The following is a 20,095-nucleotide window of genomic DNA, read 5'->3' on the forward strand; positions in this document are numbered from 1 at the left end:
GGGAAAGAAAATGATCAGGCACTGTGTCTTCGTCAGGTTTCGCGGCGATGTCCCCGAGGACGAGCGCGTGGCGATCCATGCCGACCTCGAAGCGCTACGCCAGGTGATCGACGGCATGGACACCGTCCAGTTCAGCGCCAACGTCAGCCCCGAACCTTTCGCACGTGGCTTCAGCCATGGCTTCACCATCGATTTCCGCGATGTCGCCGCGCGCGACGCCTATCTCGTGCATGAAGCGCACCAGCGCGCCGGCGCAAGACTGGTCGCAGCACTCGAAGGCGGCACCGATGGATTGATGGTCTTCGACCTCGACCTTACGAAAAAGTGACCGGCGGTTCTTCGAAAGCCGGCTGATCGCTGTTCTCTTTTGCAAGCAGGGCGACATATCGTTCCTTTGGGGGAGCCAAAGGAGGACGCCTTGAATCTCACCGCCGAGCAGAAGAAAACCGTTCTGGCCTCATTCCTGGGCTGGACGCTCGACGCTTTTGATTTCTTCCTTCTGACATTCCTGCTCACCGATATTGCGAGTGAATTCCACACGGATGTCCCGGCAGTCTCAAAGGCACTGTTCCTGACCTTGGCGACGCGCTTCATCGGCGCGTTTTTCTTTGGCATGCTCGCCGACAAATATGGGCGCAAGCCCATCCTGATGCTCAACATCGTCAGCTATTCGGTGATCGGCGCGCTCGCCGCCTTCTCGCCCAATCTCGGCATTTTCCTGGCCCTGCGCGCGCTGTTCGGCATCGCCATGGGCGGTGAATGGGGGCTAGGCAGCTCGCTCGCCATGGAGTCCATCCCGCCCAGCGCCCGCGGCATGGTCTCGGGCATCCTGCAATGCGGTTATCCGGCCGGCTATCTCCTGGCGGCGGTGGTCTATGGCCTGCTTTATCAGCAGACGATCGGCGGCTACACGGTCGGCTGGCGCGCCATGTTCCTGCTCTCCTTCGTGCCGGCCCTCATCGTGCTCTTCATACGCTCGCACGTGCCGGAATCGCCGGCCTTCGTCGAGGCGCAGAAATCCGTGAAGCCGGGGCTCCTGGAAACGCTGCAGAAGCACTGGGGGGTCGCGCTCTATGCCGTCGTGCTGATGATGTTCTTCAATTTCTTCAGCCATGGCACCCAGGACCTCTACCCGACCTTCCTGAAGAAGCAGCACGGATTCGACCCGCACACGGTGAGCTGGATCACCATCGTCGCCAATCTCGGCGCCATCGTCGGCGGCCTGACATTCGGCGCGCTGTCCGAGAGGATCGGCCGGATCAATGCCATTACGCTCGCCTGCCTGATCGCTCTGCCGGCAATCCCTCTGTGGGCCTACAGCTCGACGCCGTTCATGCTCGCCATCGGCGCCTTCGTCATGCAGATCGCGGTCCAGGGCGCCTGGGGCGTCATTCCGGTGCATCTGAACGAACTGTCGCCGGGTGCAGTCCGCGCGACCTTGCCCGGCTTCATCTATCAGGCCGGCAATCTCGCCGCGTCCTATGGTGGTCCGTATCAGGCCGGAATCGCTGAAGCCGCGGGCGGCAGCTACGGTTATGCGCTGGCGCTGTTCGCCGGCGTGGTCGCCGTCTGCATCATCGTCGTCATCCGCTTCAGCCCGGAACGGCGCGGCCAAGTGATGACGGTCTTGGGTTGAGCGAGCTAACCAAGCCTCAGCGCGATAACCCCGGCGACGATGCTGAGCGCGGCGGCGCCGCGCCAGCCCGTCATCTTCTCGCCGAGCGCGTAGACCGAGATCAGCATGGCGAACAGGATCGAGGTCTCGCGCAGCGACGCGACCGAGGCGATCGGTGCCTTGGTCATCGCCCACATCACGATCCAGTAGGCAGCGCCGCTGAGCACGCCGGTGAACAGTCCGGTCTTCCAGTCGCGCGCCAAAACGGGAAGCGCCTTGGGCCCGCGGAAGATGAGGCACAGCACCAGCGCGCCAAAGGCATCGCAGATGAACAGCCAGGCGGCATAGCTTTGCGCGGTTGCCGCCAGCCGCGCGCCGCTGCCGTCGGACAGCGTATAGCTGGCGATGAACACCGAGGTGCCGAAGGCAAAGCCGACGGCGCGCAGGTTCAGCTTCTCCAGATGCGCGCCGCCGCGAAACGACATCACCAGCGTGCCGGCCGACAACAGCAGCATGCCGACTATGGCGAGCGGCGCCGGCACTTCGGCGACGACGAACATGCCGCCAATCGCGGCCAGCAAGGGCGCCGTGCCGCGCGCCAGCGGATAGGTCTGGGCGAAATCGCCGGCCTGGTAGGCGCCGATCAGGAAGGTGCGGTAGCCCATGTGGAAGATGACGGAGGCGATGATGTAGGGCCACACTTCCGCCTTCGGGAACTCGACGAAGGGCAGCACCATGAGTGCGGCCGCGCCCATGCCGAGCGTCATCAGCGTGATCGACAGGAAGCGGTCGAGATGGACCTTGACCAGCGCGTTCCAGATCGCGTGCATGGCGGCGGCGGCAAGCACCGCGAAGAAGACGAAAAGCGTCATTTCGGCCTTACCGACCTCCCATGCCGAGCGGCGTTTCGAGATCGATGTCGACCCGGACCGGGAAATGGTCGGACGCCACCTCACCTATGTCGGCACTAGCCGAGCGGACCCGTCCGGCGAACATGCCGCCGACGAAACAATGGTCGAGCCGGCGCTTTGCCAGCCTGCCGTCGATGATCTTCTCATGGGTGTGGAAGTCATCCGCCGGTTCAATCGCCACGGCGGCGGCATCGACGAAGCCGTCGATATAGGCCGCACCGCGATGATAGGGCGTGCTGCCGACGATGCGGCGATATTCGGCGCTGCCCGGCTCCATGTTGAAATCGCCCAGCCAGATCGCCGCAAGCGGGTTTTCCGGCTCGGCTTCGCCGCTGGTCCAGTTGCGCGAAGGCTCGTCATCAGTGCCGCTCCACGGCCCGCCTTCGGAGGGCGCGCGGCGATGTTCGGCAAGCAGGTAGTTGATCTGCTCCAGCCGCTCCTCCGCGGCGATATGGGCAAGATGCAGCGAAAACACCCGCACCGGGCCGGCCGGCGTGCGGATCATGCATTCCAAAGCCGCGTTGCGGGTGTTGAGCGGCCGCAAGGTGCGGCGCATCGGCAGCGCATGCAGCCGTGACCAGACGATTGGCAGCTTCGACAGCACCATCGTGCCGAACTGCCGGCGCTGGTTGACCAGGCGGCCGTCCTGCCGCTCGCTGGCATCCATGTCGAAGGCCGGGCCGTAGACCCAGTGATAGTCGGGCAGAAGGCGGGACAGCAGCTCGGGCTGGTCGTCGAAATTGCTGCGTTGCCAGTGCCGCTCGACCTCTTGCAGGGCAATGATGTCGGCGCCGTCAACGACCCGCGCCGCGCGCGAAAGATCGTAGCGGCCGTCACCGCCAAACCCGTACTGGATGTTGTAGCTGACCAGCTTCATTGCTTATCCGGCTCACTTTCGGTGATGGCAGTAGCGGCTCAATGGATTGGTTGCAATGTGCAGGAGAACGGAAGCGGCTTGTGCCAGAAGCCCTCCTCCGACCCTGCTGCGCGATCATGCACCGATTCCGGACCGCTCCGGTATCCTCCGCACGCCGGAAAACGCCGCGAGGCGCCTCAGGGACGCCGGCGGCTCAGGTCTGACGATGAGCCGTCCTAATAGGTCGTCAGCGGCTGGAATCGGCCAGCCGGAGACGCCGCCAGTTCCGCCCAGTCGATCTCTTCCTCCAGCCGGTGATAGGCCTCGTCGCCAATCGTGCCGTTGCTGCGCAATTCCTCCAGCGTGTCGCGCTGGCGGTCGATGGCATAGAGGCGCAGCCGGTCATATTCGGTCGCGGCTTGAGCGTCCTCCGGGTTTTCCGCAACGACGCGCTGAGCCTCGTACTGCTCGCGCACGACAGCCGCCGCGGCTGACGTCTTGCGGCTCAACACGTCGAGTGCGGCCTGCATGATGGCGACACGTGCCTGCGCCACCTCATTGTCGACTGTCCTATCCGGATCGAAGTTGAGTACCCGCAGCAGAGGCTTCAGCGTCATCCCCTGCAGCACCAGCGTGCCCAGAACCACGGCGAAGGCGGCAAGCACGATCGGATCGCGACCGGGAAAGCCGGCGGGCAGCGCGATGGCCACCACCAGCGTCACCAGCCCGCGCATGCCGCACCAGCCGACCAGTACGGCGCCGCCAAATGTCGGCACATCCCGCTTCCTGTCTTCGCCACCGAAGCGGGCAAACCATCGTATGATTGCAACGTAACTCGCCACCCAGACGAGGCGTGCCACAATGACGACGACCAGCACCGTCGCGGCGAAGAGAAAGGCCTGGCCTTGCCCTTCGCCCGAAAGCCGGCCGACGATCGATCGCGCCTGCAGGCCCATCAGCACGAAAGCCAGCACGTTGAGCACGAACACCGCCGACTCCCACACCGAATAGGTGCTGACACGCCGCCTTGCCGACATGCGGCGTGGCGCCCTGCGCGCAAGGGTGATGGCGTAGACGACGATGGTGATGATGGCGGAAAGGCCGAGCTTGTCGGCCAGGATCCACACGCCGAATGTCCCGGCGAACTGCACCACCGTGCTGCTCGCCGCATCCTCGATCCGGGTGAGCGTCAGCAGCGAGAAGCGGCCAAGCAGATGGCCGGCGATCAGGCTGCCTATGGTTGACAGCAGGATCGTCGGAATGGCGTTGCTCAGCATGATCGAGCCGAGTGCTGCCGAAACCGCCAGCCGGTAGATCAAGAGCGCGGTGGCATCGTTGAGCAGGCTCTCGCCCTGCAGGATGGCGGTGATGCGGTGTGGCACCTTGAATTGGCTGAGCACGGCGGATGCCGCCACCGCATCCGGCGGCGCGACGATGGCGCCGAGCGCGATTGCCGCGGCGATCGGCAGGCCGGCCATCTTCCAGCCGACGAAGGCAACGACGACAGTGGTGAAGACCACGGCGCCAAGCGCCAAAAGCAGCAGCGGCAGCCGGTAGCGCTTCAGGTCGCGCAGCGACGTGTCATAGGCGGCATCGAGGAGCACCGGCGCGATGAACAGCGCAAGCGCCAGCTCCGGATCGATCTCGATCATTGGCGCGCCAGGCACGAAGGCAATGGCGACCCCGGCCAGGGCCAGCAGGGACGGATAGGGAATCTCCAGCCGCCGCGACAGCGCCGTCAGCGCAACGGCCGTCAAAAGCAGGACAAGGGTGAGTTCGAAAAGAGCCATGGGCGGTTACTTCAAGGAGACGGGAGTGCCGGTGCAAATATTCGTGCAGGATGCGGTGGATTGGCCACCAAACTCAAGCCCTCTGGCCGTACACCTCAAGCAGCCTCCTGCCCTACAACACCGGTATGATCCTCCTCGGCCAATATGACTCGCCTTTCGTGCGCCGCGTCGGCATCGCGCTGACCCTGTATGGCATACCTTTCGAGCACCGTCCGTGGTCGGCCTTCGGCGACGCCGACAAGATCCGGCCCTACAACCCGCTGACGCGGGTGCCGACGCTGGTGCTCGACAATGGCGAGGTGCTGATCGAGAGCCATTTGATGCTCGACTATCTGGACGGTTTGGTCCCAGCCGATCGCAGGATGTTTCCGGCGACGGAGCCGACGCGCCATCAGGCGCTGAAGGTTTCGGCCCTGGCCACCGGCCTCGGCGACAAGGCCGTCAGCCTCTTCTACGAGAAGCGGCTGCATGAGCAGGTCTCCGACGTCTGGGCCGGCCGCTGCCGCACGCAGATCGCGGCAGTGCTTGCCGTGCTAGAAACCGAGCGAGCCGGCCGGTCGACACCTTACTGGTTCGATGACCGCATCGGCCACGCCGACATCGCGGTTGCTGCGGTGCTGCGTTTCATCGGCGAGGCGCATCCGGGTCTGGTGTCGCTGGCTGATTTCCCGGCGCTCGACGCGCACGCCGCGCGGATGGAAGCGCTGCCGGTCTTCCAGGCGATTTCGCAGCCCTTCATCGCGCCAGCTTGAAGCCGGGCCAGCATAACAATCAGCCTTGACCTTTGAAAACCAGCGGTCGTTTATTACTGATCGCCAAAGTCATGTCGCAACAATTGGCTGATCGAGGACCCCCAATGCTGAGATTGTCTGCAACGCTGTGCACATTGATACTGCTCTCGCCGGCGGCTGGCGCTTCCGCGTTATATGATGAGTTGGCGGCGGCTAAGATCAAACTACTGGGAACGACGCGACCGGACCCAGGCATGGGACTTTGGGCGCAGCAGACTAACGAGACGTTGATGTCTCTCATCGAAGGGAAGTGGATCGACCTTGGTTATTCCGACCTGGCCAGCGAAGACAAGATGAAGCAATACTGCGATAAGTTTGGAGAGTCCTTCAAGAAACTGACGGACTATTCGTTCGACATTATTGGTCCGATTACCCGCTCGAAGCACGCGATCCACAGAGAGTACATTTTCAAAACGGGGATATCCTACAACTACCGATGGAACATCGAACAGCAAATTGAGGTGCTCGGCAGTGGAAACGGTAAGGAAATTCTGAAGAACGCCAACGGGACGAGTGCATTGCTGATGATGTCACCCAATACCCTGCTGGAGATCGATTTCAGCTTCGCGCAGCCTATCCTTTGGGGACGTTGCCCCACCGAATAGAACACTGGCCTCGCTTGGCTTCCTTGGCTATCCAAGCCGGTGTTGCGGTTCTTAATGCAGCACCAGCATGTCGTCCGATGAGAACGAAATCTCGGCCTTCTCGCCGACGGCAGGCGGCGGCGTTGCCGGGCTGTTGAACGTGTCGAGCGACACCGTGTTGCCGCCAATGCCGACGCGAACGCGGATCACCGAGCCGAGGAAATGCACTTCGGAGATCTCGCCGGACAGGCTGGAATCGCGACCGGGCTGACGGCCGAGCGAAATCGCCTCGGGACGCAGCGCCAGCGTCAGCGTATCGCCCGACTTGGATCCGTTGAGCTTGCCCTTCAGCGAGACCTGTTCGGAATTGACCCGCACCGTGCCCGCCGCTGCGTCGGTGACGGTGCCTTCAAGCACATTCAGTGTGCCAACGAAATTGGCGACGAACTTCGTCGCCGGGCGGTTGTAGATCTCGAACGGCGTACCAACCTGCTCCGCCTTGCCGCCATACATGACGGCGATGCGATCGGAGATCGACAGCGCCTCTTCCTGATCGTGGGTAACGAAGATGGTGGTGATGTCGAGCTTCTTCTGGATCGACCGGATTTCTTCACGCAGCGAGACACGCACCTTGGCATCGAGCGCCGACAGCGGCTCGTCGAGCAGAAGCAGCTTCGGCTTCGGCGCGATGGCGCGCGCCAGCGCGATGCGCTGCTGCTGGCCGCCCGAGAGCTGGTAGGGGTAGCGCTCAGCCATCTGCGGCAGCTTGATGATCTCGAGCATCTCGGCGACGCGCCGGTCGGCGTCCGGCTTGTTCATGCCGCCAACTTTCAGCCCGAAAGCGATGTTCTGTGCCACGGTCAGGTTCGGGAACAGCGCATAGGCCTGGAACACCATGCCGACATTGCGTTGGTTGGGCTTCAGCCGGGTAATGTCCTTGCCGGCGACGACGATCTTGCCGGCCGATGGCTCCTCGAAGCCGGCGACCATGCGCAGCACCGTGGTCTTGCCGCACCCGGATGGTCCGAGGAACGAGACGAACTCGCCCGGTGCGACATCGAGGCTGAAGTCCTGGACCACGGTGTTGGTGCCGTAGGACTTTCGCACATGCTGGATGGACAGGAATGGCTCGACCATGGCTTTTCTCTCGATCAATTCGGGCGGTTCGCCGATTTCGGCGCGAAGCGGGACAGGATCTGGATCAGCGACATGCAGCCCCAGGTGATGGCGAAGGCGATGATGGCAAGCGCCGCCGGCTCATAGGCGCGGTTGGCGCCGATGTTCTGCAGGTAGGGCCCAAAGGCCGGCCGGTTGAGCAGGCTTGCCATGGTGAACTCGCCGATAACGATCGCGAAGGTCAGAAACGCGCCCGACAACACCGCGATCAGCACATTGGGCAGGATAACCTTTGTGATGATCGTCGACCAGCCGGCACCAAGTATCTGCGCCGCTTCGGTCAACGTGCGCACGTCGATGGTGCGAAGTCCGGTATCGACCGCGCGGTACATATAGGGCAGCGACAGCGTCGCATAGCCGATCACCAGCAAGGAACTGGCGCCCAGATCGCTGGCAAGGAACGGCAGTGGCGAATTCGAGCCGTACATCCTGATGTAGCCGAAGACGATAACGATGGCCGGTATGACCAGCGGCAGCAGCGTGATGAATTCCACGATTGGCCGCAACTGCGGCAACCGCAGCCGGATCCAGTAGGCCGCCGGCACCACGACCAGCACGCCCAGGATGATGGTGAAGATCGCGGCAATCACCGAATACATGAACGTTGCCTGGAACCGTGGGTCGCCCAACACGATCTGATAGGCGTCGAAGGAATGGACGCCGCGCCGCAGGCGCAGCGAAAACTCGAACGTCGCGAGCAGAGGAATGAAGAAATATGCCGCGCTAAGCGCGAAAACGACCCAAGCCCAGAATTTTCCCGACTTCATTTGAGCCACCTCTCAGAACGCGTCCGGAACCAGATGTAGAAGACATTGGCCAAGCCCGTGATGACGATCATGCCGAAGGCGATGGCGTAGCCGAGTTGCGGGTTGTGCAGCACGTCGCCATTGATCTGAGAATACAGCTTGATGGGCACGATGTTGAGCGCCGGGCCGGCAAACGCATAAGCCGTGGCAATGGCGCCGAAGGAATTGGCGAACAGCAGGATGACCGTGCCGAGAAAGCTTGGCCACAACACCGGTATGACCACCATGCGCCAGTACTGCGCCTGGGTGGCACCGAGTGTGGCGGCCGCCTCGCCCCATTCCTTCTTCAAACCATCGATTGCCGGCACGATGATGACCACCATCAGCGGAATCTGGAAGAACAGGTAAACCACGATCAGCCCGGCCGTGGTCAGGAAATTGAACCCCATCGCGTAGATGTTGAGGTTGAACACATCGCGCAGGAGCGCCGTCACAATACCGACGCGACCGAGCGTTGCTATGAACGCGAAGGCGAGCGGCAAGCCGGCGAAGTTAGAGGCCACCCCAGAGAATGTCAGGGTCGCCGACCGTATCCAGTTGGGCAGGCCGCCGCGCACGATAGCGATAGCCAGCGCGAGTCCGGCAAATGCACCGATAATGGCCGACCAGAAACTGATCTTGATCGAAACCCAGTAGGCATTGCTGATGGACGGGTCGCTCACCAGTTGCAGGAGGTTATCCAGCGTTAGGTGGCCATCCCCGTCTTGAAAGGCGCCAACGACAAGATAAAGCGTCGGCAGGATCAGGAACATGATGGTGAAAATGAAGAACGGCGCCACACCGATCCATTGCGTCGGGAACCGGAAAGCGGTCGCCGCATTCGGCGGCGCGGGCTTGGTGGCAATCGTTCGATTTGAAAGCGAGAGATCGGTCATGCGCCGGCTACCGTCTTCGAGGGAAGGCCGGGCGGCCTCGCGACCGCCCGGTGGATCATCCAAGTCTTACTTGACGTTGGCGCCGACAACGGCGTCCCAGTTCTTGCTGATGGCTTCCTTGGCCTTGCCCTGCTCGTCGAGCGTCGGGAACGCGGCGGCGGCATAGGATTCCGCCGGCGGCAGCTTGGCCAGCACATCAGCCGGGATCTTGCCGTTCTTGGCGAGATCGTTGAAGCGGATCGGGTGGCAATAGCCCTTCAGCCAGCCGATCTGGCCTTCGTCGGAATAGAGGTATTCCATCCACAGCTTGGCTGCGTTCGGGTGAGGCGCAAAGGCGCTGATCGCCTGCACGTAGACACCGGCGACAACGCCGGTCTTCGGCACGATGACGTCGACGGGCGGGTTGCCCTTCAGCGTGTCGCGGCCAGCAAGAGCGTTGTAATCCCAGTTGATCAGGATCGGGGTCTGGCCCTGGGCGAGCGTTGCCGGCTTGCCGACTACCGGGACGAAATTGCCGGCGGCGTTGAGCTTCTTGAAGAAGTCGAGGCCAGCCTTGCCGGCGGCTTCACCGGCGGCGGCGCCCGTCGACAGGCCGGAGGCATACACTGCCTGGATGGCCTGGTTCGAAGCGCGCGGATCACCGGCGACGGCGACCGCGTTGGCGAATTCCGGCTTCAGGAGATCGGCCCAGTCCTTCGGCGATTCCTTGATGAGGTCCTTGTTCACCATGAACGACAGAACGCCGTAATAGTCGCCGTACCAGGCGCCATCGGCATCCTTGGCGCTGTCCGGGATCGAGTCCCAGGTCGACACCTTGTAAGGCATCAGCAGGCCGTCGGCCTTGGCGGTCGGGCCGAAGGACAGGCCGACGTCGATGACGTCGGGAGCCTGCGGGCCCTTATTGTCCTTGTTGGCCTTGATTGCCTCGACCTCGTCGCCGGAGCCGGCATCGGGGTTGAGCTCGTTGATGGTGATTTCCGGATACTTCGCCTTGAAGCCGGCGATAACGTCGCCGTAACCGCACCAGTCGTGCGGCAGCGCGATGGTGGTGAGCTGGCCTTCAGCCTTCGCGGCCTTGACGAGATCATCCAGCGAAGCCGCGGACGAAATCACCGACGACACCATAAGGGTCGCGGCCGAAAGGGAAAGCACCTTCCCCGTGAATTTGAACATGTGTTCTCTCCGTTGAACTGACGCCGTTGGACGCCTGCGATGCGGTATCGTTTTCATGTGACAGCCAGATGAAAGCTTTATGAAACCATTGGCCGGCAGCAGAAAAAGTTAACTCTTTTAACGGGCTGTAGCAATTAGCCGTCGCTTATTTTTCCGGCTAATCACTTTCCGCCTTGCATTTCATCCTCTCCCCCTTGGTTTGCCCTGATTTTCCAGATCAATTTTCGGCAATGATGATGCCGTCAGATCGTTCCTGCGATGGCGTTTTCCAGCAGCGTCAGCGCCGCCTTCTTGGTCAGCTTGACCGGGTTGCCGCCCGCCGTCGGATCGACCACCGCCATGTCGGCGATCAGCGCCTTGCGCTTCTTGTCCATGTCGAGCCCCTTGATCAGGCCCGGCAGCGCGTGCGGCACCTTCAACTCCTTGCGCAGCTTGATGATCGCCTTGGCGAAGCCGTCAAAGCCACCCTTGATGCCGCAATAAGCGGCGAGCCGGGCAATACGCTCCTCGATGGAGTCGCGGTTGAAGGCCAGCACATAGGGCATGAACACCGCATTGGTCATGCCGTGATGGGTGTCGTAGAGCGCGCCGATCGGGTGCGACAGCGAGTGGATGGCGCCCAGTCCCTTCTGGAAGGCGGCCGCACCCATGGCGGCCGCACTCATCATATGAGCGCGCGCGACAAGGTCCTTGCCGTTGGCATAGGCCTTCGGCAGGTTTTCGAACACCAGCCGGATACCTTCCACAGCAATACCGTCGGCCATCGGGTGATAGCCCGGCGCGCAATAGGCTTCGAGGCAATGGGCTAGCGCATCCATGCCGGTGCCGGCGGTAATGAAAGCCGGCATGCCGACCGACAGTTCCGGATCGGCGATGACGATCGCCGGCAAGAGCTTCGGATGGAAGATCACCTTCTTGGTGTGCGTCTCCTCATTGGTGATGACGCCGGCGCGGCCGACTTCCGAGCCGGTGCCGGCGGTGGTCGGCACTGCGATGATCGGCGCGATCGCGTCCGAATTGGCGCGCGTCCACCAGTCGCCGACATCTTCGAAATCCCACACCGGCCGCGTCTGACCCGCCTGGAAGGCGATCAGCTTGCCGAGATCGAGCGCCGAGCCGCCGCCGAAGGCGATGACGCCGTCATGCTTGCCCTTCTTAAACACGGCGATGCCGGCGGTGAGGTTGGAATCGACCGGGTTCGGCTTTACCTCGGAAAACACGCCGTAAGGCACCTTGGCGTCGTCGAGGATTTTCAGCGTCGAGGCGACGACCGGCAGTTTCGCCAGTCCGGGATCGGTAACGAACAAAGGCCGCTTGATGCCGGTGGCCTCGAGCACCTCAGGCAATTCCTTGATGCGACCGGCGCCGAAGCGGACGGTGGTGGGGTAGTTCCATTTGGAGATCAGCTTGGACATTTTTTGTCTTTCGAAAAATCAGATGGCTTCGCGCAGGTGGAAGGATTTCGGCCGGGTCAGATTGTCGTAGCCGATGGCCGACAGACCGGCGCCCTTGCCGGTGTCCTTGACGCCGGTCCAGACCAGGGCCGGATCGAGATAGTCGCAGCGGTTCATGAACACCGTGCCGGTCTCGATGCGGTTGCCGATCGCCACCGCATGCTCGGTGTCGCGGGTCCAGATCGAGGCCGTCAGGCCATAGGCGCTGTCGTTCATCAGCGCGATCGCCTCTTCGTCGTTGCGCACCTTCATGATGCCGACGATCGGGCCAAAGCTTTCCTCGCGCATGACGCTCATCTGATGGTCGACCTCGGTCAGCACTTCAGGGGTCAGATAGGGCGAGCCCGCTCTGTCGTTAGCCACCTTCATGTTGATATGCGCCTTGGCGCCCTTGCGCAGCGCTTCGGCCTTCTGCTCGCGGATCAGGTCGGCGAAACGCGCCTGCGCCATCGGTCCCATGGTCGTTGCCTGTTCCAGCGGATTGCCGACGACATAGTTCTTCGTCTCGGCGATGAAGCCCTCGACGAACTCGTCATAGACTTTCTCGTGCACATAGACGCGCTCGATGCCGCAGCAGCACTGGCCCGAATTGTAGAAGGCGCCGTCGACCAGATTGGCGACCGCGTGATCCATCTTGGCGTCGGGCAGCACATAGGCCGGATCCTTGCCGCCAAGCTCGAGGCCGAGCGTCATGAAGGTGCCGGCCGCCGCCTTTTCGATGGCGCGGCCGCCACCGACCGAACCGGTGAAATTGACATGGTCGATCTTGCCCGAGCCGAGCAGCTTCTCGGTCTGCGCATGATTGAGCACGACATTCTGGAACACGCCCTTGGGCAGGCCCACCTTGTCGAAGGCCTGCTGAAAACGCTCGCCGACCAGCAGCGTCTGCGCCGCATGTTTGAGGATGACGGCGTTGCCGGCCATCAGCGCCGGCACGATGGTGTTGACGGCGGTGAGATAGGGATAGTTCCACGGCGCGATCACCATCACCACGCCGAGCGGATCTTTCTTCACATAGCGGCGGAAGCCGTCCTTGGGATTGGAGGCCGGCACGGACTTGAGCGCCTGCTCGGCGATCTCGACCATGTAGGTGGTGCGTTCCTTGACGCCGCCGAACTCGCCGCCGTAGCGCACCGGACGGCCCATCTGCCAGGCGATTTCCGGCACGATCTCGTCGGTCATCGCCACCAGCGCTTCGAGCATCGCAAGAATGTACTTGCCGCGCTCGACGATCGGCGTCTCGGCCCACTTCTCCTGCGCCGCCTTGGCGCGCTCGACCGCGGCATTGATCGCCTGGTCGGTCGCGATCGGCCGCTCGGCGTAGATCGAGCCATCGACGGGGGATTTCAACTTGACCGTTTCGGTCATTCCTTCAGTCCTCGCACTTCATGAAATCTTGATTTTTGACGCAACCCGCCATTCAGACAATGGCCAGGGGGCGGCGCCGACACAGTTTAGTACCGCTCAAACCCTCTGTGCAGTTCCCAATCCGTAATGCGGCGGTCGTATTCGAACTGCTCCCACTTGGCGGTGTGGACATAATGTTCGAGCACGTCCTCGCCGAGCGCCTGCTTCAGCATCTTCGACTTGGCCAGCGTCTCGGTGGCGTCGCGCAGCGTCTTCGGGATCTCCGGCAAACGAGAGGCCTGATAGGCATCGCCGACGAAAGGCTTCTGCAGTTCAAGCTTCTCGTCGATGCCGGCGAGGCCGGCGGCGATCAGCGCCGCGAAGGCGAGATAGGGGTTGAGGTCGGCGCCGCCGATGCGGCATTCCATGCGGATGCCCTTGGTGCCCTCGCCGCACAGACGGAAGCCGGCGGTGCGGTTGTCCTCGCTCCACATGATCTTGGTCGGCGCGAAAGTGCCGGCCTGGAAGCGCTTGTAGGAATTGATGTAGGGCGCCAGGAACCAGGTGAACTCCTTGGCATATTTGAGCTGGCCCGCCGCCCATTGCTGGCCAAGGGTGGATAGTGTCCAGTCCGCCTTCTTGTCGAAGAACAATGGCGTCTTGCCGTCGGCGCTCCACAGCGAATTGTGGATGTGGCTGGAGTTGCCGGCGAGGCCGTAATTGTACTTTGACATGAAGGAAATCGCCTTGCCTTCGGACTCGGCGATCTCCTTGGCACCGTTCTTCAGGATGACGTGACGGTCGGCCATGTCGAGTGCTTCGGCATAGCGCACATTGATCTCTTCCTGGCCCGGTCCCCATTCCCCCTTGGAATTCTCGATCGGGATGCCGGCGGCTTCCATCTCGTTGCGAAGCCGGCGCATGACGCCTTCTTCCTTGGTGGTGATGCCGATCTGATAGTCGCCAATATAGGGCGAAGCGGTGTCGAGACCCTGCCAGTGCTTCTTGCGGGCCGAATCGTAGGTCTCGTTGAACAGATAGAATTCGAGCTCGGAGGCGAAGTAACCGATATAGCCGCGCTCGCTCAGCCGCTTGACCTGTTTCCTCAGGATGGCGCGCGGCGAATGCGGCAGGTCGTCATGGGTGTGGTGATCGAGCACGTCGCAGATCACAAGTGCTGTCTTTTCCAGCCACGGAATGCGCCGCAGCGTGGCAAGGTCCGGCTTCATGACGAAATCGCCATAGCCCTTCGACCAGCTTGCCGCCTTGTAGCCCGGCACCGGCTCCATATCGATGTCGGCGGCGAGCAGATAGTTGCAGCCATGCGTCTCGTCATGCGCGGAATCGACGAAATACTGCGCCAGGAAACGCTTTCCCGCCAGCCGCCCCTGCAGGTCGACGATGCAGGCAAGCACCGTATCGATCTCACCGCTGGAGACCGCTTTCTTCAACTGATCGAACGAGAAATTTCCGGCCATTCCTTTGGCACTCCAGCGCTTGGTCATTGAAAGGGGATAAACGAAACCATGGCCGGCGCGATGCCGGCCATGGCTTTGATGGTCGATGTCAGTGGCCGGTCTCGCCGACCGCCTGTTCTGCTGCCTTGATCGCCGCCTGACGCGCGGCGATGATGTCGCCGAGCGGCGGCCCCTGGAAGCGGTTGCGCTCGAAGGCGAACCAGACGATCGCCGTCAGGATGAAGAAGCCGACGGTGATGTAGAGCGCCCAGTCGTTCGGAGGCTGGATGCCGATGACGAAGATCAGGATCATCGACACGATCGACAGGACGGCAAACAGCATGAAGACGCCGCGCCCCATGTTCCACGGTCCCATTTTGTCCCACTTCGGCGTGCCCCAGGCCAGCATGCCGAGCACGATTGGCACGGTGAAGGACAAGAACAGGAAGATGACGGTGCAGGACACCACGATGGTGTAGGCCGAAGTACCGGCGACCGAAACCAGCGTCGAGCCCCAGACGAACAGCACCGACAGGATCGACGCCGTCCAGATCGCCGCCACCGGCGTGCGGTAGGTCGGGCTGACCTTGGCCAGAGCCGAGGAACCCGGCAGGCCGCCGTCACGCGAGAAGGCGAAGATCATGCGCGAGGCCGACGTCACCGTGGCGAGACCGCAGAGCAACTGCGAGACGAACACGACGAGATAGACGAACTCCTTGATGCCGGAGGGAACGCGCTGGTCGAAGGCCCAGAAGAACACGTTCCAGCCCTGCTTGGCAGCGTCGTCCATGTTCGGGATCATCAGCACGAAAGCGGCCAGGAACAGATAACCAAACAAGGCCGACCAGACCACGGACATGACCATGGCGCGCGGCACGGAAGATGCCGCCTTGATGGTTTCCTCCGACGTATGCGCCGAGGCATCATAACCGGTGATCGTATAGATCGGCAGCAGCAGGCCGAGCGCGAACACCCAGGCATTCGACACCGACGGCCAGACGCCGCCGCCTGCATCACCTGAATAATTGTGGAAGGTGAACAGACGGCTGACATCCCAATGCTCGGCGAAAATCAGGCAGACCACGGCGATGAGGATCGCGCCGAAGAAGATCAGATAGCCCGAGAAATCGGTCAGCTTCGCGGTCAGCTTGATGCCGAGGTGGTTGATCAGCGCCTGGAGACCGGTGATGACGACCAGGAAGATCATCTGGTTGGTCAGCGTGCCCTCGATGCCGAGTGCCGGCCCGAAGGCGCCGACGAAGAACGTCCAGGTGCCGACATTGATGGCGCCGAGCACGGTGATCAGGCCAAGCAGGTTGAGCCAGGCCGTCACCCAGCCGGTGCCGCGATTGCCGAGGATCGACCCCCAGTGGTAGAGGCCGCCGGCTGTCGGATAGGCCGAGCTGATCTGCGACATGGCGACGGCGAAGGTCAGCGATACGAAGCAGCCGACCAGCCAGCCGACGCCGATGCCGATGCCGCCGGCGCCGGACGTGCCCTGCGCCAGCGAATTGATGCCGCCCGACAGGATGCAGATAATGGAGAAGGAAACCGCGAAATTCGAGAAGCGGCTGAGGCGCCGCTCCAGTTCCTGGGCGTAGCCCATGCTGTGGAGGGCCTTTACGTCCTCCGCCTTGTCTGAATCTGTATAACCGGGTGTTGTCATCTCGGAATTCCCCTATGGTTCTCTGCTGGACCGGTCCTGCATACCGACGATGCAGGCCAGCACGGCGTAAATCCCGTCGCCGGAAACTTCTTCTTCAACGGATCGGACAAGAAATTCCCGGCCACTTGATAACATCTTTCAAACTGAAAACTGATGGTCGACGGGGTGCCCGATCGGCCTGAGCCGATCGGGCGATATTGCCTTGCCGTTAGCCGGCTGTCTGGCCGACCGCTTTTTCCGCAGCCGCGATCTCCGCCGCGCGACGAGCAATGTCGGCACCGATCGGCGGACCCTTGAAGCGACGCGATTCTATGCCGAACCATAGAACCACGAGCAGAATGATCAGTCCGATGGCGTAGTTGATCAGGATGTCGAAGGGAGGCTGGATGCCGGCATACATCAACACCAGGACACCGAGCACGGTGATGACCGCGAACGGCTTTGACCAGACGCCGAGACGGAACGGACCGAACTCAGTCCAGCTCTTGCCTTCCGCAAGAAGTCCGGCTGCGATCGGCATGGCATAGGAGACGTAAAGGAAGAGAGCGCAACCGGCAGCGAGCGCCGCGAAAGCCGGCGAATAGAGCGTGGCGGCGATCGAGAGCACCACGCCGAGCCAGATGGCAGGTACCGGCGTGCGCCAGGTCGGCGAAACCTGCTTCCACAAGGACGACCCAGGCAGACCTCCGTCACGCGAAAAGGCGAAGATCATACGCGAGGTCGAAGTGAGCCCGGCCAGCGCGCACAGATAGTTCGACAGCACGATGGCGATGCCGAGCAGAGCCTTCAGCCAGGTTGGCGCCGGCAGGTTGTTGAACAGGTTGAACCAGGCGTTGCCGCCATCCTTGGCGGTCGCGACCAGATCGGGGCTGGCGAGAACGAAAGAAACCGCCATCACGAAGCCGAAGACGAGAGACCACAGCACAGCGTGGATCATGCCTCTAGGCACAGCGACACGGGCGTTGTGTGTTTCCTCGGCGGTGTGCGCCGAGGCGTCGAAGCCGGTGATGGTATAAAGCGGATAGAGAAGACCGATGAGGAAGGCCACGAGCGCCGTACGAGCCGTCGGAACATAGCCACCACCGGGATCGCCGGTCGTGTTGACGAAAGTCGTCAGCCGCGCAAGATCGAAGCCATGCGCGCCCCAGATCAGGAAAGTCAGCGTCAGCACGACCGCAACAACGAGGATGAGATAGCCGGAAAAGTCGGTCAACATCGTCGTCGTCTTGATGCCGAGATGATTGAAGAGGCCTTGGGTGACGGTAATCAAGACGACTGCCGCCGTCTGCTGCCAGAACCCCCAGGTCGATGTGTCCCAACCGAAGATCGGACCCGCGACGAGCCCTTGAAACAGCAGATAGACGCCGACATTCACCGAAGCCACGACGAAGATCAGGCCAAGCAGGTTGATCCAGGCCGTTGCCCAACCCCAGCCGCGTCCACCGAGAATCGACGACCAGTGATAGAGGCCGCCGGCGGTCGGATAGGCCGAGCCGATCTGGCCGAGCGAGGCCGCGACGATAAGAGCGAAGACACCGCCGATGACCCAGCCAACGGTCGCCTCGAAACCGCTGCCGGTACCCATGGCCAGCGGAAATGAGGTGATGCCACCGGCCAGAATGCAAATGATCGAGAAGGATATGGCGAAGTTGGAGAAGCCGCTCATGCGGCGGGCCAGTTCCTGGGCGTAGCCCATACTGTGAAGGATCTTTACGTCCTCCGATTTCTCTGTGTGATCCGTTGTCATGCTGGAGTTCCCCTTATGGTTCTTAGCTGGCCGATTGAACTGACTTTCCCATTGCGCGTTGTCGGGAGCCCTTGGCCTCCACGGGCTCCAGATTCGAAAAAATGCCCGTGAGCAGATCCGCCCATTTCCGCTGCCCGGTCTCGCCGGCGATTTCATCGTTGCGGATTTCGATCATCGCACAGGGCAGCCCGCGCGAGCGTGCATGCCGTTCCAGCGTGAAATAGACGCGGTCAGCAGGCGAATACGGCTCGTTGACGCCGACGGTGATGCCGGCAAGCCGCTTGAGCGCCGATATCAGCGGTGACGCCAGCCGGCGGTCCTCATCATGGATAATGCCAATATGCCACGGCCTGGTGTAGCCCTTGTAGACCGGGGTGAAGGAATGCACGGAGACCAGGCGGGTCTCCTGGCCGCGCGCCAGCCTGTCTTCGACGATATGCTCGATGGCGCTGTGAAACGGCTGCCATGACAGGGCGACCCGTTCGGCGCGCTGCTTTTCCGTCAGGCCGGTATTGCCCGGTATCGCCGTGGTCTCGCTGACCGGCGGCACAAGGTCCGGCGCGTCGAGCGGCCGGTTGCAGTCGATGACGAGACGGGAAATGCGGGTTTCGACCAGCGTCGCATCGAGCGCCTGCGCCATGCGCAGCGCCACCGGCAGCGCGCCGGGATCCCAGGCGATGTGGCGCGACAAGTCTTCGGCGGCAAGGCCGAGCGTACCGAATCCGGCGGGCAGGAAATTGGAAGCGTGGTCGCAGGTCAGCACGAAAGGGCTCGATCCGCTCGGGTTGGTAACCCTCACGGTATCGGACGATGCAAGGCTGGCGGGCCGTGCTTTCTCCATAGTCTGCGGTCCCCGGGGAGCGCTGTATCGTATGTTACGTATTTTGCCTCATTGCGTCCCTATGGATGATTTCATACACTTTGCCCGGCTTTGTCAAATGCGATCTCGTGGGCCAGGCCAAGGGGTGGGGGAAAAGATGATTTCCAGCATTGCCGAACTGATCGCCGACCGCCTCGGCACGATGCCGGCCGGCGAACGGCGCGCGGCGCAGACGCTGATTGCGAGCTATCCGATGATCGGCCTGAAGACAGTCGCCGAATTCTCGACCGCGGCCGGCGTCTCCTCGCCGACGATCCTGCGTTTCGTCGCCCGGCTCGGCTTCCAAAACTATCCGGAATTCCAGTCGAGCCTGCAGGACGAACTGGCGGCGCAGCTGCAGTCGCCGGCGATACGCACGCTGAACCCGCCCTTGCCCGGCGGTGGCACGGTGTCGCCGATGCTGGAAGCGACGCTCGACAATATGCGCGAGACCTTCCGCCACCTCTCCGACAAGCAGCTTGCGGATATCGCCGCGCGGCTTGCCGACCGGCGTGGCAAGACATTCCTGATCGGCGGCCGCTTCACCGATCCGCTGGCGCGTTACATGGCCGCCCACCTCGCCGTCATCCAGCCCGATGTCTTTCACCTTGCCGGCCAGGAGAGCATGTGGCGCGACCGGCTGATCGACATGGGCAAGCGCGACGTGCTGGTGATCTTCGACATCAGGCGCTACCAGGACAGCCTCGTCCGCTTCGCCGAGAAGGCGCATCAGCGCGGCGTCCAGATCGTGCTGTTCACCGACCAGTGGCTGTCGCCGATTGCCCGTTTTGCCCGCCACGTCATCGCCGGACGAACCGCTGTGCCGTCCGCATGGGATTCCTCGGCAGCACTTTTCGTCGTCGCCGAAACGCTGATCGGTGCCGTCACCAGACAGCTCGAGGCCGACGGGGCCCGGCGTATTCGGGAAATGGAAGGGCTGCGTTAGGGCAAAGATGGGAAGTTGATGTCTTGTAGCGCGGGACACAAC

General features: G+C 62.3%; 18 protein-coding genes. 5 read left to right on the forward strand and 13 right to left on the reverse strand.

Annotated features, from left to right (window positions below):
- Nucleotides 1–10: 10 nt before the first annotated feature.
- Both HB778_RS08330 and HB778_RS08335 read left to right on the forward strand, forming a co-directional pair.
- Nucleotides 11–328, forward strand: coding sequence for a Dabb family protein (locus HB778_RS08330; protein ID WP_183462952.1), 318 nt, complete (start codon nucleotides 11–13; stop codon nucleotides 326–328).
- Between the two features lie 90 nt (nucleotides 329–418).
- On the forward strand, nucleotides 419–1,636 hold the full coding sequence (locus tag HB778_RS08335; protein WP_183462954.1) for an MFS transporter: 1,218 nt from the start codon (nucleotides 419–421) through the stop codon (nucleotides 1,634–1,636).
- A 5-nt stretch (nucleotides 1,637–1,641) separates the two neighbouring features.
- Here the strand turns inward: HB778_RS08335 and HB778_RS08340 are convergent, their stop codons facing one another.
- The 3 genes from HB778_RS08340 to HB778_RS08350 all read right to left on the reverse strand — a co-directional run bounded on the left by HB778_RS08340 (nucleotide 1,642) and on the right by HB778_RS08350 (nucleotide 5,172).
- Nucleotides 1,642–2,487, reverse strand: a complete 846-nt coding sequence (locus tag HB778_RS08340; protein ID WP_183462956.1) for an EamA family transporter — start codon at nucleotides 2,485–2,487, stop codon at nucleotides 1,642–1,644.
- 7 nt (nucleotides 2,488–2,494) lie between these two features.
- The gene (locus HB778_RS08345; RefSeq protein ID WP_183462958.1) at nucleotides 2,495–3,403 is read right to left on the reverse strand and encodes an endonuclease/exonuclease/phosphatase family protein; all 909 of its coding nucleotides are present in this window, start codon (nucleotides 3,401–3,403) and stop codon (nucleotides 2,495–2,497) included.
- 215 nt (nucleotides 3,404–3,618) lie between these two features.
- On the reverse strand, nucleotides 3,619–5,172 hold the full coding sequence (locus HB778_RS08350; protein WP_183462959.1) for a cation:proton antiporter: 1,554 nt from the start codon (nucleotides 5,170–5,172) through the stop codon (nucleotides 3,619–3,621).
- Between the two features lie 125 nt (nucleotides 5,173–5,297).
- Between HB778_RS08350 and HB778_RS08355 the strand changes: the two genes are divergently transcribed.
- The gene (locus HB778_RS08355) at nucleotides 5,298–5,924 is read left to right on the forward strand and encodes a glutathione S-transferase family protein (RefSeq protein WP_183462961.1); all 627 of its coding nucleotides are present in this window, start codon (nucleotides 5,298–5,300) and stop codon (nucleotides 5,922–5,924) included.
- Between the two features lie 104 nt (nucleotides 5,925–6,028).
- Complete coding sequence (locus HB778_RS08360) at nucleotides 6,029–6,568, forward strand: hypothetical protein (RefSeq protein ID WP_183462963.1); 540 nt, start codon at nucleotides 6,029–6,031, stop codon at nucleotides 6,566–6,568.
- A 51-nt stretch (nucleotides 6,569–6,619) separates the two neighbouring features.
- On the opposite strand, the gene HB778_RS08365 is transcribed toward HB778_RS08360, so the two are convergent.
- The 10 genes from HB778_RS08365 to HB778_RS08410 form a co-directional block, all read right to left on the reverse strand.
- Nucleotides 6,620–7,684 carry an ABC transporter ATP-binding protein gene (locus HB778_RS08365; RefSeq protein WP_183462966.1) on the reverse strand — a complete coding sequence of 355 codons (1,065 nt, stop codon included), beginning with the start codon at nucleotides 7,682–7,684 and terminating at the stop codon, nucleotides 6,620–6,622.
- 14 nt (nucleotides 7,685–7,698) lie between these two features.
- A complete protein-coding gene (locus HB778_RS08370) occupies nucleotides 7,699–8,490 on the reverse strand; it encodes an ABC transporter permease (protein WP_095199429.1) in 792 nt (263 codons plus the stop codon).
- Complete coding sequence (locus HB778_RS08375) at nucleotides 8,487–9,404, reverse strand: ABC transporter permease (protein ID WP_095199430.1); 918 nt, start codon at nucleotides 9,402–9,404, stop codon at nucleotides 8,487–8,489. The genes HB778_RS08370 and HB778_RS08375 overlap by 4 nt, the downstream gene beginning before the upstream one ends.
- A gap of 66 nt (nucleotides 9,405–9,470) precedes the next feature.
- Nucleotides 9,471–10,577, reverse strand: a complete 1,107-nt coding sequence (locus tag HB778_RS08380) for an ABC transporter substrate-binding protein (RefSeq protein WP_019861092.1) — start codon at nucleotides 10,575–10,577, stop codon at nucleotides 9,471–9,473.
- Nucleotides 10,578–10,819: 242 nt separating this feature from the next.
- Complete coding sequence (locus tag HB778_RS08385; protein ID WP_010911396.1) at nucleotides 10,820–11,992, reverse strand: iron-containing alcohol dehydrogenase; 1,173 nt, start codon at nucleotides 11,990–11,992, stop codon at nucleotides 10,820–10,822.
- A gap of 18 nt (nucleotides 11,993–12,010) precedes the next feature.
- On the reverse strand, nucleotides 12,011–13,399 hold the full coding sequence (locus HB778_RS08390; RefSeq protein ID WP_183462968.1) for an aldehyde dehydrogenase family protein: 1,389 nt from the start codon (nucleotides 13,397–13,399) through the stop codon (nucleotides 12,011–12,013).
- Nucleotides 13,400–13,485: 86 nt separating this feature from the next.
- Entirely contained in the window at nucleotides 13,486–14,856 is a 1,371-nt protein-coding gene (locus tag HB778_RS08395) for a glutamine synthetase family protein (RefSeq protein ID WP_183462970.1), read from the reverse strand.
- 88 nt (nucleotides 14,857–14,944) lie between these two features.
- On the reverse strand, nucleotides 14,945–16,501 hold the full coding sequence (locus HB778_RS08400; protein ID WP_183462972.1) for an amino acid permease: 1,557 nt from the start codon (nucleotides 16,499–16,501) through the stop codon (nucleotides 14,945–14,947).
- 208 nt (nucleotides 16,502–16,709) lie between these two features.
- Complete coding sequence (locus HB778_RS08405; protein ID WP_096450011.1) at nucleotides 16,710–18,248, reverse strand: amino acid permease; 1,539 nt, start codon at nucleotides 18,246–18,248, stop codon at nucleotides 16,710–16,712.
- A gap of 22 nt (nucleotides 18,249–18,270) precedes the next feature.
- Nucleotides 18,271–19,089, reverse strand: coding sequence for an N-formylglutamate amidohydrolase (locus HB778_RS08410; RefSeq protein WP_183462974.1), 819 nt, complete (start codon nucleotides 19,087–19,089; stop codon nucleotides 18,271–18,273).
- Between the two features lie 136 nt (nucleotides 19,090–19,225).
- Here HB778_RS08410 and HB778_RS08415 point away from each other — a divergent pair, with 136 nt between their 5' ends.
- Nucleotides 19,226–20,053 carry a MurR/RpiR family transcriptional regulator gene (locus HB778_RS08415; RefSeq protein ID WP_183462976.1) on the forward strand — a complete coding sequence of 276 codons (828 nt, stop codon included), beginning with the start codon at nucleotides 19,226–19,228 and terminating at the stop codon, nucleotides 20,051–20,053.
- Nucleotides 20,054–20,095: the final 42 nt, after the last annotated feature.

The sequence above is a fragment of the Mesorhizobium huakuii genome (genome assembly GCF_014189455.1).
Taxonomy (GTDB): domain Bacteria; phylum Pseudomonadota; class Alphaproteobacteria; order Rhizobiales; family Rhizobiaceae; genus Mesorhizobium; species Mesorhizobium huakuii_A.

What these genes read in the sequence shown, in the direction of transcription:
- HB778_RS08400 (WP_183462972.1), bottom strand. Translation starts at nt 16,501, where the DNA reads ATGACAACACCCGGTTATACAGATTCAGACAAGGCGGAGGACGTAAAG.
- HB778_RS08360 (WP_183462963.1), top strand. Translation starts at nt 6,029, where the DNA reads ATGCTGAGATTGTCTGCAACGCTGTGCACATTGATACTGCTCTCGCCG.
- HB778_RS08365 (WP_183462966.1), bottom strand. Translation starts at nt 7,684, where the DNA reads ATGGTCGAGCCATTCCTGTCCATCCAGCATGTGCGAAAGTCCTACGGC.
- HB778_RS08370 (WP_095199429.1), bottom strand. Translation starts at nt 8,490, where the DNA reads ATGAAGTCGGGAAAATTCTGGGCTTGGGTCGTTTTCGCGCTTAGCGCG.
- HB778_RS08375 (WP_095199430.1), bottom strand. Translation starts at nt 9,404, where the DNA reads ATGACCGATCTCTCGCTTTCAAATCGAACGATTGCCACCAAGCCCGCG.
- HB778_RS08405 (WP_096450011.1), bottom strand. Translation starts at nt 18,248, where the DNA reads ATGACAACGGATCACACAGAGAAATCGGAGGACGTAAAGATCCTTCAC.
- HB778_RS08380 (WP_019861092.1), bottom strand. Translation starts at nt 10,577, where the DNA reads ATGTTCAAATTCACGGGGAAGGTGCTTTCCCTTTCGGCCGCGACCCTT.
- HB778_RS08350 (WP_183462959.1), bottom strand. Translation starts at nt 5,172, where the DNA reads ATGGCTCTTTTCGAACTCACCCTTGTCCTGCTTTTGACGGCCGTTGCG.
- HB778_RS08345 (WP_183462958.1), bottom strand. Translation starts at nt 3,403, where the DNA reads ATGAAGCTGGTCAGCTACAACATCCAGTACGGGTTTGGCGGTGACGGC.
- HB778_RS08330 (WP_183462952.1), top strand. Translation starts at nt 11, where the DNA reads ATGATCAGGCACTGTGTCTTCGTCAGGTTTCGCGGCGATGTCCCCGAG.
- HB778_RS08340 (WP_183462956.1), bottom strand. Translation starts at nt 2,487, where the DNA reads ATGACGCTTTTCGTCTTCTTCGCGGTGCTTGCCGCCGCCGCCATGCAC.
- HB778_RS08390 (WP_183462968.1), bottom strand. Translation starts at nt 13,399, where the DNA reads ATGACCGAAACGGTCAAGTTGAAATCCCCCGTCGATGGCTCGATCTAC.
- HB778_RS08395 (WP_183462970.1), bottom strand. Translation starts at nt 14,856, where the DNA reads ATGGCCGGAAATTTCTCGTTCGATCAGTTGAAGAAAGCGGTCTCCAGC.
- HB778_RS08355 (WP_183462961.1), top strand. Translation starts at nt 5,298, where the DNA reads ATGATCCTCCTCGGCCAATATGACTCGCCTTTCGTGCGCCGCGTCGGC.
- HB778_RS08415 (WP_183462976.1), top strand. Translation starts at nt 19,226, where the DNA reads ATGATTTCCAGCATTGCCGAACTGATCGCCGACCGCCTCGGCACGATG.
- HB778_RS08385 (WP_010911396.1), bottom strand. Translation starts at nt 11,992, where the DNA reads ATGTCCAAGCTGATCTCCAAATGGAACTACCCCACCACCGTCCGCTTC.
- HB778_RS08410 (WP_183462974.1), bottom strand. Translation starts at nt 19,089, where the DNA reads ATGGAGAAAGCACGGCCCGCCAGCCTTGCATCGTCCGATACCGTGAGG.